This window comes from Nocardioides marinquilinus, assembly GCF_039543705.1.
GTDB lineage: Bacteria > Actinomycetota > Actinomycetes > Propionibacteriales > Nocardioidaceae > Nocardioides > Nocardioides marinquilinus.
The window spans coordinates 70,760-85,983 of sequence record NZ_BAABKG010000002.1 but is presented as its reverse complement, the minus strand read 5'-3'; the positions used below and the strand labels follow the sequence as shown (position 1 = coordinate 85,983).

The window sequence follows — 15,224 nt, the reverse complement described above, 5'->3', positions numbered from 1 at the left end:
GGCCGGTGGTCTCGAGGCTCGTTGCCAGGGCTCCTCGCACCTCGACCATCGTGGAATGACGACGGTCGAGGTGCGAGGGCCTTGGCCCTTCGGGGCTAGAGCAGGCCCTCGGAGGTGAGGAAGTCCTCGGCCACGTCGGCCGACTTCTCGCGGTTGACGCTGACGCGGCCGTTGAGCTCGGTGAGGTTCTCGGTGGTGAGCGCGGCCATCAGCGGGTTGAGGACGTCGGCCAGGCCCGGGTCGGCGTCGAGGGTCTCGGTGGAGACCGCCGGCACCAGGTTCTGCGCGGGCTGGATCTGCTTGTCGTCCTCGAGGAGGACCAGGCCCTGCTGCTCGAGCGTGCCGTCGGTGGTGGAGGTCTCGCCGAGCTCGACCTCGCCGCTCAGCACGGCCTGGTAGGTCTGGTCGCTGGCGTAGCCGAGGGGCTCGACGCTCTCGACGTCGATGCCGTACTCGTCGCTCAGGCCGCCCTCGCAGTCGAGGCGACCCTCGCAGTCGGGGGCCGCGGCGAGCGTGACGGTGACGCCCTCGAGGTCGGAGAGGGTGGTGACGCCGTTCTCGTCGGAGTACTCCTGGGTGACGAAGAAGGCGTTGGTGTCGGTGGCCTCGGAGAGGTCGAGCAGCGTGATGCCGGCGTCGTCGAGCAGCTGCTGGCCGTCGCTGGCCAGCTGCGCGCCGTCGCCCGCCTCGAACGGCTCGGCGTCGTCGCCGTTCTCACGGGTGTTGAGGAAGTTGACGATGCCGCCGACGTACTCGGGCACGACGTCGACGTCGCCCGGGAAGGTCGACATGTAGGCGTCGCGGGTGTCGACGAGCTTGACGTCGACGGTGTAGCCGGCGTCCTCGAGCAGCAGCTTGTACATGTCGGTGACGAGCGCGGCCTCGGGGAAGCTCTGGCTGGCGACGGTGATGTCACCGCCGGCGGCGCCCTCGCTGCCGCCCGACTCGGACGCCGACTCGCTGGGCGCGGCCGACTCGGAGCCGGTGTCGGAGGAGGCCGAGGTGTCGTCGTTCGCGTCGTCGTCGCTGTCGAGGTCGTCGCCGGCGCAGGCGCCGGTGACCAGCAGCAGGCCGACGGTGGCCGCGGCCGCGAGGGACCGGCGGGCGGTGGGACGCGGCAGCGCGCGCGTCAGGGGTCGGAGAGCCATCGGGTAGATCCTTCTGTGTCCCGCGGTGGAGCCGCGCGTGTCCGGAACGGGCGGCCGACCGAGAGCCGCTCGTCGAGGTTGGGGTGCCTCAGCGAGGCGGGCCGACGTCGTCGGCCGCGCTCACTGTAGGCCCGGCCGCCGACTTTTCCCTCCCCCTGGCCGGAGAGCCACCCGATGGGGCGGGCCTCGGCACCGGGTCGAGCACCCGCTGCACCAGACCGGCCACCAGCTCGAGCACCAGGGCGACCAGGGCCACGACCAGCGCACCGGCCAGTCCCTTGCCGTAGTTGCTGCGGAAGAAGCCGTCGGTGATGACCCGTCCGAGGCCCGGTCCGGCGACCAGGGCCGCGATGGTGGCGGTGGCCCACACCTGCACGAGCGCGAGGCGGGCGCCGCTGAGCACCACCGGCATCGCGAGCGGCAGCTCGACGCGACGGAAGCGCTGCCAGCCGCTCATGCCCATGCCGGTCGCGGCCTCCTTGACCTCGGCCGAGACCTCGCGCATCGCCACGTAGGCGTTGGTGATGATCGGCGGCAGGGCGAACAGCGCGAGCGCCACCAGCGTGGCCGCACCGGCCCGGCCGTAGGGACCGAGCTCCATCGTGCCGGGGAAGGAGTCGAACGAGATCGGCAGGTGGTCGGGCAGCCAGCCCACCTGGTCGCCCCACGGCACCGGGATGCCGTCCTTCCACGCGTCGGCGGTGACGAACAGCCCCAGCAGCGCGAAGGTGGGCACCGCGCGGCCGACGTTGGAGATGTTGATGGCCAGGAAGCCGCCGCGGCCGAGGTGGCCCAGCCACAGCGCGATCGGCTGGCCGACGGCCAGCGCGATGGCCAGCGCGGTCACCGTCAGCAGCAGCTGCTGGAACAGCAGGGCGAGCATGCCGCCCTCGCCGGTCCAGTTGGCCCAGGTGGTCAGGTACTCGACCATGTCGCGCAGCACGATCACGACGCCACCGCCTCGCGTCGCGCGGCCTGCGCCGAGGGGTTCGGACGTCGTCGCCGCCGGTGGGTCCACGGCGTCAGCGCGTACTGCCCCGCCACCAGCAGGACGTCGAGCACGATCGCCAGCAGGACGCACAGCCCGGCCGCGGCCAGCAGCTCGGCGCGGAAGTTGTTGACCACGCCGTCGCGGATGAGGTTGCCCAACCCGCCGTAGGCGACCAGCGAGCCGATGGTCGTGAGCGCCACCGTCGAGACGGTGGCGACCCGCACGCCGGCCATGATCACCGGCAGCGCCAGCGGCAGCTCGACGCGGAACAGCAGCCGGCCGGCGCCGAAGCCGAGACCACGGGCCGACTCGCGCACCTCGTCGGGCACCGCGCGCAGCCCGTCGAGCATCGCCCGCACCAGCACCGTGAGGGCGTAGAGCGCCAGGCCGATGACCACGGTCGTCTTCGACAGGCCCGTGAAGGGCACCAGCAGCGGCAGCAGGGCGAGCGAGGGGATGGTGTAGACGCCGGTGGCCACCGCGAGCAGCGGCGTCTCGAGCCGGCGCCAGCGCCGGGCGGCCAGCGCCACCGGGAAGGCGACCAGCACCGCGATCACCACCGAGACCACGGTGATCTGCACGTGCTGCACCGTGGCGTCGACCAGCTCGCTGCCGCGGTCGCGGAAGTAGTCGCTGCACAGCCACTCGTTCTCGAGCCGGCTGTAGCAGGGGGCCTCGAAGGCCGCGCTCGCCAGAGGCGCGCCCGGCGGCGCCACCAGTAGGGTCACCGCATGGAACCTACCGGCTCGCAGGCCGGCACCCAGCACGCCGCGTCCGAGCCGATGATCCGGCTCACCGGCATCGGCAAGACCTACCCCGACGGCACGGTCGCCGTCCACGAGCTCGACCTCGAGGTCGGGCGCGGTGAGCTGGCCGTGCTGGTCGGTCCGTCGGGGTGCGGCAAGTCGACGACGCTGAAGATGATCAACCGGCTCATCGAGCCGACGACCGGCACCATCGAGATCGACGGGGACGACGTCACCCGCCGCGACCCGGTCGAGCTGCGGCGCGGCATCGGCTACGTCATCCAGGCCGTCGGGCTGTTCCCGCACCAGCGCATCACGGCCAACGTGATGACGGTGCCGCTGCTCTACGGCGAGTCCAAGCGCACCGCCCGCCAGCGGGCGGAGGAGCTGCTCGACCTCGTCGGGCTCGACCCGAAGACGTACGGCGGCCGCTACCCGCACGAGCTGTCGGGCGGCCAGCGGCAGCGCGTCGGCGTGGCACGCGCCCTCGCCGCCGACCCGCCGGTGCTGCTGATGGACGAGCCGTTCGGCGCCGTCGACCCGGTGGTGCGGGTGCGGCTGCAGGAGGAGTTCCTGCGGCTGCAGCGCGACCTGGGCAAGACCGTCGTGCTGGTGACCCACGACATCGACGAGGCGGTCACGATGGGCGACCGCGTCGCGGTGTTCGCCGAGGGCGGCCGGCTGGCGCAGTACGCCACTCCGGCCGCGCTGCTCGCCCACCCGGCCGACGACTTCGTGGCCGACTTCGTCGGCGCCACCCGAGGCCTCCGGCGGCTCAGCGTCACCCGCCTCGACCCCGCGCACCTCGAGCCGATGGACGACGTGAAGGCCGGCGAGCTCGGCACCGCCATCGACCTCGACTCCACCCTCGAGGAGGCCCTCGCGGCCATGCTCCGCGACGACCGCCCCATGGTCGGGGTCAAGGACGGCGCCCGCTTCGTCGGCGTCCTCACCCCCGCCGGGGTGCACCGCGCGCTGCGGGCCTCGCTGGTCGAGTAGGGCCCTTCGACAGGCTCAGGGTCCGTCGTCGGGTCTCCGTCGAGCTCCGGCGGTCTCGAGGCTCGTCGCCAGGGCTCCTCGCACCTCGACCATCGTGGAGCGGCCCTGACGGTGGTCGAGGCGGGAGGCCGGCGTGGGGCGACCCTGACGGTGGTCGAGGTGCGAGGTCGTCGTGGAGCGGCCCTGACGGTGGTCGAGGTGCGAGGCCGGCCACGGCCGAGCCTCGAGACCCCGCAAGGACCACGCGAACGCGTCCCTTCGACCGGCTCAGGGTCCGTGCGCCCCGTCGATCGTCACGTCGCGGTGCCAGCTCTCGGTGACCCAGCGGGTCTGCCAGCCGAGGGAGAGGTAGAGGCCGTCGGCGCCGGTGCCGGAGTCGGCGTCGACCTCGAGGCCGACGCGGTCGCGGCCGCGGGCGGCGGCGTCCGCGATGATCGTGTTGAGCAACCGCTTGGCCACGCCGCGACCCCGGGCGGCCTCGCGCACGCCGATGTAGCTGACGTAGGAGCCGTCCGGGCCGGACGCCGACTCGCTCACCGTGCCGACGAGCGCCCCGACCGGCTCGCCGCCGTCCAGCTCGGCCAGCCACCAGTGGTCCCAGCGGTGGCCGGGGTCCTCGCGCAGCCGGTGCAGGAACTCGTCGAAGGTCTCGACCCAGGAGTTGAAGTGGTCGCGGAAGGCCTCCTCGAGCACGTCGTGGACGGCGCGCAGGTCGGCCTCGTCGGGCAGCCCGTCGCCGGCGCGGCGCACCAGCCGCACCCGCACCCCGCCGTCGCTCCAGTCGTCGGACGACGGCACCAGCCCGGCCTCGTCGGGCGTCACCGGGCGGCTCATCTGCCACCAGGTGCGCACCCGCTCGAACCCGGCGGCGCCCAGCCACGCCGCCTGCCGCTCGTCGCCGGCGAAGGCGCCGGTGTCGATCTGCTGCACCGCCAGCCCGCGGGCCGCGCCCACCGCCTGCGCCTGCCCCACCGCCCACTCCACCAGCACGTCGGAGCACGCCCGGCCGACCTGCGGGTCGAGGTCGCGCTCGACGACGTGCCCGAACAGCATCCGGCCGCCCGCGCGGTCGTGCACGCTGCCCCACGCCCGCGCCTGGCCGTCGGCGTCGCGCACCACCACGTTCTCGCGGGTGCGCAGCCCGGCCTCCGAGACCTCCACCAGGACGTCGTCCTCCCCGGCACCGGGCCACCCCCGGCCGGCCCGCTCGTGCTCGCGCAGCAGCAGCGTCAGCCGGGCCACCTCGGCGGCGTCGTCGGGGTCGGGCGTGCCGACGCTCCAGTCGGCCGGGAGGCCCGGGTGGTCGTCGACGAGGTCGCCGACGAGCTCGTCGGGGTCGGACTCGAACCGGGACTCGTGGGGGATCACGCACCGATTCTGCCGGGTGGCCGCGGTGCGCGGATCGCGGGACATCGGCGCGCGTCCGGTGGAACCTCGACGCAGGGCCACCCCGTCGTACGCCCGAACCACCACCGCACCTCCACCGCACCACCACCGCACCACCACCGCACCACCACCGCACCTCCCGGCACGACCCGAGCCCGAGAGACCGATGCAGACCGACGACGACTTCGCCGACTACGCCCGTGAGACGTGGACCTCGCTGGTGCGCGCCGCGGTCTTCCTCGGCTGCTCGCCGCACGAGGCCGAGGACCTCGCCCAGACCACGCTGGTGCGCTGCTACACCGCCTGGCCGAGCGTCGTCCGCGCCGACAACCGCACCGCCTACGTCTACCGGATGCTGCTCAACTGCCTGCGCGACAGCAAGCGCCGGCGCTGGTGGGGCGAGCGGCCGGCCGAGCGGCTGCCCGAGCCGCGCGACGGCCGCCGCGACGAGACCGCCGCCGTCGACACCGCGGACGCCGTGCACCGCGCCCTCGCCTCGCTCGCCAAGGCCGCCCGCGACGTCGTCGTGCTGCGCTACTTCGCGGGCCTGAGCGAGCGCGAGACGGCCGAGGCGCTGGGGGTGCCGGTCGGGACGGTCAAGAGCCGCCTCTCGCGCGCGCTCGCCCAGCTCTCCGCCGACGCCCACCTCACCGACCTGCGGCCCGGGTTCACGCCCGCCCCCGCCCGCTCCGACGCCCCCGCCCGGGAGACGACATGACCGACCTCGAACGCCAGTGGGACGAGCTGCCCGTCGGCCCCGCCCCCGTCGACGCCATCCTGCGGGAGGCCCGCCGCACCCGGACGACGCGCCGCCGGGCCGCGCTGCGCCGTCCGCTGCTCGGCGTCGTCGCCGTCGGGGCCGTCGCCGCCGCGTTCGTGGCCGGCGGCGTCGTCACCCAGCCGCCGCCGGGCCCGGCCACGCCCGGGGAGGCCGGCAGCGGGAGCGGCGCGGACGCCGCGCCGCCCGGGTCCGACGCCTCCCCCGCCGCGTTCTTCGGCGAGCTGCAGGCGCCGGACTCGTGCGACGACCTGCTCGACCACTACGTCGGGCGCGGGCTCGACCTGGTCTCCCGCTACGGGTGGGACGGTCCCGACGTCTACCCGCAGTGGTACGCGTTCGCCGAAGATGAGAGCGCCGAGATGGCGCTTCCGGCCGCCCCCCTGTCGATGAGCCGAGACGCGCAGGCCTACAGCGCGCAGGTCGAGGGCAGCCACGCGAGCGGCACCGGCACCAACGTGCAGGAGGCCGGCGTCGACGAGCCCGACGCCGTCAAGACCGACGGCCGGTTGCTGGTGCGGCTGCGCGAGGCCGAGCTGACCGTCTACGACCTCACCGGCGGCCCCGACGAGCCGGTCACCGAGCTCGGCAGCCTCGACCTCGGCGACCTCCACGACGGCGAGATCCTGCTCGCCGGCGACCGCGTGGTCGCCCTCGGCAACGACGGCACCCGCGCCCGCCGCTCGACCAACCCGTACTCCTACTACTCCGGCTCTGACCTGCCCTCACCGCAGACCCGGGTGCTCACGGTCGACATCTCCGACCCCACGAGCCCGGCCCTCGGGCAGACCGTCGACTACGACGCCGAGCTGGTGGCGGCGCGGCAGCACGGGGACGACGTCCGCCTCGTGCTGAGGAAGGGTCTGCCCGACCTCGACTTCGAGCGTGGGGCGGGCGCCGGCGCGGCCAACCGGGACGTCGTGGAGTCGAGCACCCTCGACGACTGGCTGCCGCACGTCTCGGTCGACGGCGGCGAGCCGACCGACCTGCTCGACTGCGACCGGGTCGCCGTCCCGCGGGCCGACCTCGGGCTGGCCACGATGGCCGTCGTCGGGTTCTCGGCGAGCAGCAGTGACGACGGGGGCACGGCAGACGCGCTCGGCCTGGCCGGCGACGCGCCGCTGACCTACGAGTCGGCCGGGCACCTCTACCTCGCCGCCAGCGGCGACCAGTCGATGCTCTGCTTCGACTGGTGCGGCCTGCCCCCCACGACCACCGCCGGGTTCGACGGCACCACCCACGTCTACGACTTTGCCCTCGACGGCACCGGCGCCACCTACGTCGGCGCCGGCGAGGTCGAGGGCACGGTGCGCGACCGCTGGTCGATGGACGAGGTCGACGGCGTCCTGCGCCTGGCGGTGGGGCCGTCGTCCGAGACCGGGTCGTGGAACTCGATCGTCACGCTGCGCGCCGACGGCGACGAGCTCGTCGAGGTCGGGCGTCTCGACCGGCTAGGCATCGGCGAGGACGTCAAGGCGGTGCGCTGGTTCGACGGGCTCGCGCTGCTCGTCACCTTCCGCCAGGTCGACCCGCTCTACGCCGTCGACCTCACCGACGCCGCGCGGCCGCGGCTGCTCGGCGAGCTCAAGATCCCCGGCTTCTCCAGCTACCTGCACCCGCTCGGGCCCGTGCGGGTGCTCGGCCTCGGCACCGGCCCGCAGCCGGGCGGCGGCTCGGGCGCGCAGGCCGGGCTGTTCCTCACCCGCGACCTCACCGACCCGCGGCGGGTCGACGTCGAGTCCTACGGCCGCGGCACCTACGCCCGGGCCGGCGACGACCCGCGCCAGTTCACCTGGCTGCCCGACCAGCGCGTGGCGCTCACCGTGGTCGCCCGCGGCCGCACCGGCTGGGTCTCCACCCTCACGCTCGAGAACGGCCGCATGAGCAGCCGGATGACGCGGGTCGAGTACGGCAGCGACGTCGACGATGTCCGCCTGGTGCCGGTCAGCCCGCCCGACGCCCCCGCGGGCCCCGACGCCGACCCCGATCGGCGGGTGGTGCTGGTGACCGGTGAGGACGTCGCCTGGTTCCCGCTCGCGTAGCGGGGCCCGCCGGCGGGTAGGCGTGGGGCATGCGCCGCACCGTGCTCCTCGCCGCTCCGCTGCTCGTGCTGCTCGGGGCCTGCAGCTCCTCCCCCGACGGTGAGGACCTCGTCGGCCCCTTCGAGGACGGCGCCGAGCAGGCCTACGAGGACCAGGGCGTCGACCGCAGTGACACCACCAACCTCTCCCGCGGTGTGCAGGTGGAGGACTGCTGGGTCGTCGACGCCGACGGCGTGCAGGCCATCGGCGAGGCCGCCTACGGCGACGGTGACTACGCCGTCGAGACCACCGGCGCGCTGTTCGGCCAGGTCGGCCAGGAGCAGCTGTCGTGCCCCATCGGCCGCGACGGCGAGCCGGGCCTCGGGTTCAGCGTCGCGACCACCGATCGCAGCCTCGACGACCTCGCCGCGCTGCGCGAGGAGGCGGGTTATGAGGTGGTCGAGACGCCCGACACCGACCTCGACGAGGACGCCGTCCTGCTGACCGGGAACGACGAGGGCACCGCGGCGGTGTGGCTCGACGGCGGTCTGCTCGTCGGCGTCGGCGGCCGGGACCTCGACGCGGAGGCGGCCGTGGGCGCCCTCGAGGCGGCCGTCGACGCCGTCTCGGAGCACCTGGGCGACTGACCACCACCCCCTCGACCCCTCGCGCCGAGCACGGAGAGCCGGTAGACCGGACCCATGCGTCCCGCCCTCGCCGCGCCCGTCGTCCTCGCCGCCGTCCTGCTGCTCGCCGGCTGCGGAGGGGACGGCGGTGACGGCGGCTCCGGCTCAAGCGTCTCGGGCGCCGACCTCGTCGGTCCCTTCGAGGCCCAGGCCCAGCAGGCCTATGACGACCAGGGCGCCGACCGCGACGACGCGGTCGCCACCGAGGCCGGTGTGGCCGTCGCGGAGTGCTTCGCCGTCGACGCCGCGGGCGCCCAGAGCATCGGCGAGGCCACCGGCCAGGACGGCGAGTGGACCACCGGCACCGACGGCGAGCTCTCCGGCCCGCCGGGCGAGGAGTCGCTCAGCTGCTCGCTCCAGCGTGACGGCGAGCCCGCCGACCTCGACGTCGACCTCAGCACCACCGCGCTCGACCGCGACGGCCTCGTCGGCATCCTCACCGAGCGCGGCTACGTCGAGGTCGACGCGACCGGCACCGACCTCGACCCCGACTCGGTGCTGGTGCTCAACAGCGAGCAGGGCGCCGGGATCCTGGCGATCTGGGTCGACGGGGGCTTCCGGGTCTCGGTCGCCGGCACCGGACTCGAGCGTGACCAGGCGGGCGCGGTGCTGCAGGCCGCGGTCACGGCGGTCTCGGAGCACCTGGAGCAGTGACGACCCGCGCGTAGCCTGGTCGCCATGTGCCGCAACATCCGCCCGCTCAACAACTTCGCGCCGCCGGCGACGAACGACGAGGTGCACGCCGCCGCCCTGCAGTACGTGCGCAAGGTGGCCGGCACGACCAAGCCGTCGGCGGCCAACCAGGCGGCGTTCGACCGCGCCGTCCACGAGATCGCCCACCTCACCCGCCACCTGGTCGACGAGCTCGTGACCACGGCGCCGCCCAAGAACCGCGAGGTCGAGGCCGAGAAGGCGCGGGCCCGGGCGCGGGTGCGCTACGGCGCGTGAGGGCCGCCCTCGACCTGCTCGCCGGCCGGCGGCTCGTCGTCCTCACCGGGGCGGGGCTGTCGACCGACTCCGGCATCCCCGACTACCGCGGGCCGCGACCCGACGGCACCGTGGCCGTGCGCACCCCGATGACCTACCAGGAGTTCGTCTCGGGCCCCGAGGCCCGGCAGCGCTACTGGGCCCGCTCGCACCTCGGGTGGGGCCGCATGCGGCGCGCCGAGCCGAACGCCGGCCACCGGGCACTGGCCGCGCTCGACCCCGAGCTGCTGATCACCCAGAACGTCGACGGGCTGCACGAGGCGGCCGGCTCGCGACGGGTCGTCGCGCTGCACGGCCGCATCGCGGACGTCGTGTGCCTCGGCTGCCGGGTCGTCTCCTCGCGCCGGCGGCTGCAGGCGCGGCTCGAGGAGGCCAACCCCGGCTTCGTGCGGCGCCACGCGGGCGCCGCGATCAACCCCGACGGTGACGTCGAGCTCGACGACCCGGAGGCGGTGGCGCGGTTCGTCGTCCCGGCGTGCGAGGCGTGCGGCGGCGTCCTCAAGCCCGACGTCGTCTACTTCGGCGAGAACGTGCCCAAGCCGCGCGTCGAGCGGTGCTACGCCGCGGTCGACGCGCTGGCCGCGCCCGAGCCCGGGCCCGACGGGGCCGGTGCCCGAGGGGCGCTGCTGGTGGTCGGCTCGTCGCTGGCGGTGATGAGCGGGTTCCGGTTCGTGCGGCATGCCGCGAAGGCCGGCACCCCGGTCGTCATCGTCAACCGTGGCGCCACCCGCGGCGACGACCACGCGACCGTCAAGCTCGAGGCGGGCTGCAGCGAGTTCCTCACCGCGCTGACCGCGCTGACGGTGCCGACCGCGCCGACCGCGCCGAACGCGCCGGCCGACCCTTCTCGGCCGGTTCCTGACGTTCTCAGCCGGAGCACCGGCTGAGAACGTCAGGAGTCACCGGATCACCGGTGACTCCTGCCCCGGCCCGGCCCTAGAGCTTCTTGACGAAGATGTGCGCGGCGGCGTCGGGGAAGATCTCGGCCGTCTCGCCGCCGGAGCCGACCAGCACGCCGGCCTCGGTGCTGACGATGGTGACGGTCTTGTCGGGCATCGCGCCGGCGCGCCGCATGGCGCTCATCAGCACCTCGTCCTTCTGCATCTCCTCGGAGATGCGGCGCACCAGCACCCGCCCCTCGGTGTCGGACGCCGCGGACGACAGCGGCTCGACGTCGGACATGAAGGCCTCCTCGACGGTCTCCTCGCCGAGCTCGTCGAGGCCGGGGATCGGGTTGCCGTAGGGCGAGGCGGTGGGGTGGTCGAGCAGCTCGACGAGGCGGCGCTCGACCGCCTCGGAGATGACGTGCTCCCAGCGGCAGGCCTCGACGTGCACGAGCTCCCAGTCGAGACCGATGACGTCGGAGAGCAGCCGCTCGGCGAGCCGGTGCTTGCGCATGACGCGGGTGGCCAGCGAGCGGCCCTCGTCGGTGAGCTCGAGGTGGCGGTCGCCCTCGACGGTGAGCAGCCCGTCGCGCTCCATGCGCGCCACCGTCTGCGACACCGTGGGCCCGCTCTGGTGCAGCCGCTCGGCGATGCGCGCCCGCAGCGGGGTGATGCCCTCCTCGACCAGCTCGTAGATCGTGCGGAGGTACATCTCGGTGGTGTCGATCAGGTCACTCACGATCCCATTGTCCCCCATCGCCCACAGGGGGGACAGCCAGGAGAGGCTCGGCTGACACAGTGGCCGCATGGCCGAGACGACCGCCGTCATGTGGTTCCGCCGCGACCTGCGGGTGCGTGACAACCCGGCGCTGCGCGCGGCGCTGGACGACGGCCCCACGCTGCCGTTGTTCGTGCTCGACCCGCACCTGTGGGGCCCCGCCGGGCCGTCGCGCCGCGCCTACCTGGTGGCGAGCCTGCAGGCGCTGCAGGACGACGTCCCGCTGAGCGTGGTGCGGGGCGACCCGGTCAACCAGGTGGTCAAGGCCGCGAAGGAGGTCGGCGCGAGCCGCGTGCACGTGGCGGCCGACTTCGGGCCCTACGGCCACCAGCGCGACCTCGACGTCGAGGAGGCGCTGCACGACGCCGGCATCGAGCTGGTGCGCACCGGGTCGCCGTACGCCGTCGCGCCGGGCCGCGTGGTCAACGGCAGCGGCGAGAACTTCAAGGTCTTCACCCCGTTCTCGCGCGCCTGGGCCAAGCACGGGTGGCGCGAGCCCCCCGCCAAGCCACGCGACCCGAGCTGGCGGCACCTGAAGAAGACCGTCGACCTGCCGACGGTGCGGCTGCCGAAGGACCTCGAGCTGCCCGAGGCCGGCGAGGACGCCGCCCGCACGGCCTGGCGCGCCTTCCTCGACGGCCCCCTCGGCGACTACGACGCCCAGCGCGACCGGCCCGGCGTCGAGGGCACCTCGCGGATGTCGCACCACCTGAAGTACGGCGAGATCCACCCGCGCACGCTGCTGGCCGACCTCGCCGGCAAGCACGGCAAGGGCCCGACCACCTACCGGCAGGAGATCGCCTGGCGGGAGTTCTACGCCGACGTCCTCTACGCCCGGCCCGACAGCGCCCGCGAGTACTACAAGCCCGAGTTCGGCACGATGCGCTATGCCCGCGCCGGCACGCAGCTCGAGGCCTGGCAGGAGGGCCGCACCGGCTACCCCATCGTCGACGCCGGCATGCGCCAGCTGCGCGCGACGGGCTGGATGCACAACCGGCTGCGCATGATCACCGCCAGCTTCCTGGTCAAGGACCTGCACGTGGAGTGGCAGCACGGCGCCGACCACTTCCTGCACTGGCTGGTCGACGGCGACCTGGCCTCGAACAACCACGGCTGGCAGTGGACGGCGGGCAGCGGCACCGACGCCTCGCCCTTCTTCCGGGTCTTCAACCCGACCACCCAGGGCCGCAAGTTCGACCCCGACGGCACCTACGTGCGCACCTGGGTGCCCGAGCTGGCCGACGTGGACGACCCGCACGAGCCGTCGTCGGAGGACCGCGAGGAGGCCGGCTACCCCGAGCCGATCGTCGACCACAAGGCCGAGCGCCAGGAGGCGCTCGACCGGTACGCCGAGATCAAGAAGTAGCGTGCGCGTCGTGCCGGACGACGCCTCCACCCTGACCGTGCCGGCCCTGTTCTGCGGGCCGCCCACCTCCGGCAACGGCGGGTGGACGTCGGGCGCGCTCGCCGCCGTCCTCGACCCGTCGGGCGAGGCGCCGGTGCGGGTGCGGCTGCGTCGTCCACCGCCGCTCGACGTGCCGCTCGGGCTGGTCGCCGACGGCGCCGGGCTCTCCGCCCGCCACGGCGAGGACGTCGTGGCCGAGGCCGTGCGGGCCGACGTGGCGCCCGAGACGGTCGAGGCGGTGCCGGCCGACGTCGCCCGCGCGGCCGAGGCGAGGTACGCCGGGCTGACCTCGCACCCCTTCCCCACCTGCTACGTGTGCGGCACCGGCCGCGCGCCCGGCGACGGCATGCGGATCTTCCCGGGCCGCGTCGACGACGACACCGAGGGCCGGGTGCGGGTCGCCGCCACCTGGACCCCCGAGCAGGACGCCGACCCGGCCACCGCCTGGGCCGCCCTCGACTGCGTCGGCGGCTGGGCCGGCGACCTCGGCGAGCGGCTCATGGTGCTCGGCACCATCACCGCGCAGGTGCGCGAGCTGCCTCGCGCCGGCGTCGAGCACGTCGTGGTGGGCGGCGCCCGGGGCGCCGAGGGCCGACGCACCTCCACCGCGTCCACGCTGTGGGCCGAGGGCCGCCCGATCGCCACCGCCGAGCACGTGTGGGTGGCCGTCGCGCCGGAGGCCGTGCGATGACCGGCGGGGGCGCGCCGTGGTGGCGTGACGCCGTCGTCTACCAGATCTACGTGCGCAGCTTCGCCTCCTCGGGCACCCGCGGCGGCGCGGCCGAGGGCGTCGGCGACCTGCCCGGCATCACCGCCCGGCTGCCCCACCTGGCCGCGCTCGGCGTCGACGCGGTCTGGCTGACACCGTTCTACCGCTCGCCGCAGCACGACCACGGCTACGACGTCGCCGACTACCTCGACGTCGACCCGCTGTTCGGCACGCTCGACGACGCCGACGCGCTGCTCGAGACCGCCCACGGCCTCGGGCTCAAGGTGATCGTCGACCTGGTGCCCAACCACACCTCCAGCGAGCACCCCGCGTTCCGGGCCGCGCTGGCCTGCGGCCCCGGCAGCCCCGCCCGCGAGTTCTACCTCTTCCGCGACGGCCGCGGGCCCGACGGCGCCGAGCCGCCCAACAACTGGCGCTCGGTCTTCGGCGGCATCGCCTGGACCCGCGTGCCGGACGGCCAGTGGTACCTGCACCTGTTCGACGACAGCCAGCCCGACCTCGACTGGCGCAACCCGGGCGTCGGCGACCGGTTCGAGGGCGTGCTGCGGTTCTGGCTCGACCGGGGCGTCGACGGCTTCCGCGTCGACGTCGCGCACGGCCTGCTCAAGGAGGCCTCGCTGCGCGACCAGGAGGACGCCAACCTGCCCGCCCCCGGCGGCGAGCCGGGCTCGATGGTCGAGCGGACGGCGGTCGACGAGCCGATGTGGGACCAGCCCGAGGTGCACGACGTCTACCGCCGCTGGCACGAGGTGCTCGCCGAGTACGACGGCGACCGGATGCTGGTGGCCGAGGCCTGGACCCGCGCGCCGGAGTCGATGGCGCGCTACGTGCGACCCGACGAGATGCAGCAGGCCTTCAACTTCGCCTGGCTGCTCGCGCCGTGGTCGGCCCGGGCGTTCGCCGACGTCGTCACCGGCACCTTCGCCGCGCTCGACCCGGTGGGCGCCTCGCCGACGTGGGTGCTGAGCAACCACGACGTGGTGCGGCACGTGACCCGCTACGGCGGCGGCGCGGTGGGCCTGGCGCGCGGCCGCGCGGCGGTGGCGGCCATGCTGGCCCTGCCGGGCTCGGCCTACCTCTACCAGGGCGAGGAGCTCGGCCTCGCGCAGGCCGACGTCCCGCCCGAGGCCCGCCAGGACCCCGCCTGGCGCCGGGGCCACCTCCACGGCGACAACGTCGGTCGTGACGGGTGCCGGGTGCCGGTCCCGTGGTCGGGCCGGGCGCCGACGTACGGGTTCGCGCCCGAGGGCACCGACGCGTGGCTGCCGCAGCCCGACGACTGGGCCCACCTCACCGCCGAGGCCCAGACCGGCGACGACGCCTCGACCCTCGAGCTCTACCGGCGGCTGCTCGCCGCCCGCCGGGCCCTGCCGCCCGCCACCTCCGTCGCGGTCGAGGTCGACGGCGACGTGCTCACCCTGCGGCGTCCGGGCGCGGTCGTCGTCCTCAACGCAGGCGCGGACGCCGTCGCGCTGCCGGCCGGCGAGGTGCTGGTGGCCACCGGTCCGCTCGACGCCGACGCCCTCCCGCCCGACACCGCCGTCTGGCTTGCCGACGCCTGAGGTCGGCGCGCCGGGCCGGTGGTCTCGAGGCTCGTCGCCGGGGGTCACGACCTCCACGGTGGTCGAGGCGCGAGAACGCCACTTCCACGGTGGTCGAGGTGCGAGGCCGGCCACGGCCGAGCC

The 15,224-nt window shown here is 74.6% G+C and carries 15 protein-coding genes; 10 read left to right on the top strand and 5 right to left on the bottom strand.

The genetic code is table 11. The features are described from left to right. Positions 1 to 95: 95 nt before the first annotated feature. From ABEA04_RS06450 to ABEA04_RS06440, 3 genes are all read right to left on the bottom strand, one after another. Positions 96 to 1,148, bottom strand: coding sequence for an ABC transporter substrate-binding protein (locus ABEA04_RS06450; RefSeq protein WP_345455883.1), 1,053 nt, complete (start codon positions 1,146 to 1,148; stop codon positions 96 to 98). A gap of 88 nt (positions 1,149 to 1,236) precedes the next feature. Continuing rightward, entirely contained in the window at positions 1,237 to 2,097 is an 861-nt protein-coding gene (locus ABEA04_RS06445; RefSeq protein WP_345455880.1) for an ABC transporter permease, read from the bottom strand. Next, positions 2,094 to 2,867: an ABC transporter permease gene (locus ABEA04_RS06440; RefSeq protein WP_345455877.1), complete on the bottom strand. Its 774-nt coding sequence runs from the start codon at positions 2,865 to 2,867 to the stop codon at positions 2,094 to 2,096. Before ABEA04_RS06440 ends, ABEA04_RS06445 begins: the two co-directional genes overlap by 4 nt. 3 nt (positions 2,868 to 2,870) lie before the next feature. Between ABEA04_RS06440 and ABEA04_RS06435 the strand changes: the two genes are divergently transcribed. Beyond that, a complete protein-coding gene (locus ABEA04_RS06435) occupies positions 2,871 to 3,884 on the top strand; it encodes an ABC transporter ATP-binding protein (RefSeq protein ID WP_425576988.1) in 1,014 nt (337 codons plus the stop codon). Between the two features lie 267 nt (positions 3,885 to 4,151). Here the strand turns inward: ABEA04_RS06435 and ABEA04_RS06430 are convergent, their stop codons facing one another. Beyond that, a complete protein-coding gene (locus tag ABEA04_RS06430; RefSeq protein WP_345455874.1) occupies positions 4,152 to 5,252 on the bottom strand; it encodes a GNAT family N-acetyltransferase in 1,101 nt (366 codons plus the stop codon). 184 nt (positions 5,253 to 5,436) lie between these two features. Here ABEA04_RS06430 and ABEA04_RS06425 point away from each other — a divergent pair, with 184 nt between their 5' ends. From ABEA04_RS06425 to ABEA04_RS06400, 6 genes are read left to right on the top strand one after another with little or no spacing between them, the layout of a single operon-like run. Continuing rightward, positions 5,437 to 5,988, top strand: a complete 552-nt coding sequence (locus tag ABEA04_RS06425; protein ID WP_345455872.1) for a SigE family RNA polymerase sigma factor — start codon at positions 5,437 to 5,439, stop codon at positions 5,986 to 5,988. After that, on the top strand, positions 5,985 to 8,090 hold the full coding sequence (locus ABEA04_RS06420; protein WP_345455869.1) for a beta-propeller domain-containing protein: 2,106 nt from the start codon (positions 5,985 to 5,987) through the stop codon (positions 8,088 to 8,090). Before ABEA04_RS06425 ends, ABEA04_RS06420 begins: the two co-directional genes overlap by 4 nt. A 29-nt stretch (positions 8,091 to 8,119) precedes the next feature. Next, the gene (locus ABEA04_RS06415) at positions 8,120 to 8,716 is read left to right on the top strand and encodes a hypothetical protein (protein ID WP_345455866.1); all 597 of its coding nucleotides are present in this window, start codon (positions 8,120 to 8,122) and stop codon (positions 8,714 to 8,716) included. Positions 8,717 to 8,770: 54 nt separating this feature from the next. Then, positions 8,771 to 9,409, top strand: a complete 639-nt coding sequence (locus ABEA04_RS06410) for a hypothetical protein (protein ID WP_345455863.1) — start codon at positions 8,771 to 8,773, stop codon at positions 9,407 to 9,409. A 24-nt stretch (positions 9,410 to 9,433) separates the two neighbouring features. Then, on the top strand, positions 9,434 to 9,703 hold the full coding sequence (locus ABEA04_RS06405) for a DUF2277 domain-containing protein (protein WP_345455860.1): 270 nt from the start codon (positions 9,434 to 9,436) through the stop codon (positions 9,701 to 9,703). Beyond that, on the top strand, positions 9,700 to 10,629 hold the full coding sequence (locus ABEA04_RS06400) for an NAD-dependent protein deacetylase (protein WP_345455857.1): 930 nt from the start codon (positions 9,700 to 9,702) through the stop codon (positions 10,627 to 10,629). Before ABEA04_RS06405 ends, ABEA04_RS06400 begins: the two co-directional genes overlap by 4 nt. 49 nt (positions 10,630 to 10,678) lie before the next feature. Here the strand turns inward: ABEA04_RS06400 and ABEA04_RS06395 are convergent, their stop codons facing one another. After that, entirely contained in the window at positions 10,679 to 11,365 is a 687-nt protein-coding gene (locus ABEA04_RS06395; protein ID WP_345455854.1) for an iron-dependent transcriptional repressor DtxR, read from the bottom strand. A 67-nt stretch (positions 11,366 to 11,432) separates the two neighbouring features. Between ABEA04_RS06395 and ABEA04_RS06390 the strand changes: the two genes are divergently transcribed. From ABEA04_RS06390 to ABEA04_RS06380, 3 genes are read left to right on the top strand one after another with little or no spacing between them, the layout of a single operon-like run. Next, positions 11,433 to 12,770 carry a cryptochrome/photolyase family protein gene (locus ABEA04_RS06390; RefSeq protein ID WP_345455851.1) on the top strand — a complete coding sequence of 446 codons (1,338 nt, stop codon included), beginning with the start codon at positions 11,433 to 11,435 and terminating at the stop codon, positions 12,768 to 12,770. 10 nt (positions 12,771 to 12,780) lie between these two features. Beyond that, entirely contained in the window at positions 12,781 to 13,500 is a 720-nt protein-coding gene (locus ABEA04_RS06385; RefSeq protein WP_345455848.1) for a hypothetical protein, read from the top strand. Next, positions 13,497 to 15,101, top strand: coding sequence for a glycoside hydrolase family 13 protein (locus ABEA04_RS06380; RefSeq protein WP_345455846.1), 1,605 nt, complete (start codon positions 13,497 to 13,499; stop codon positions 15,099 to 15,101). Before ABEA04_RS06385 ends, ABEA04_RS06380 begins: the two co-directional genes overlap by 4 nt. Positions 15,102 to 15,224: the final 123 nt, after the last annotated feature.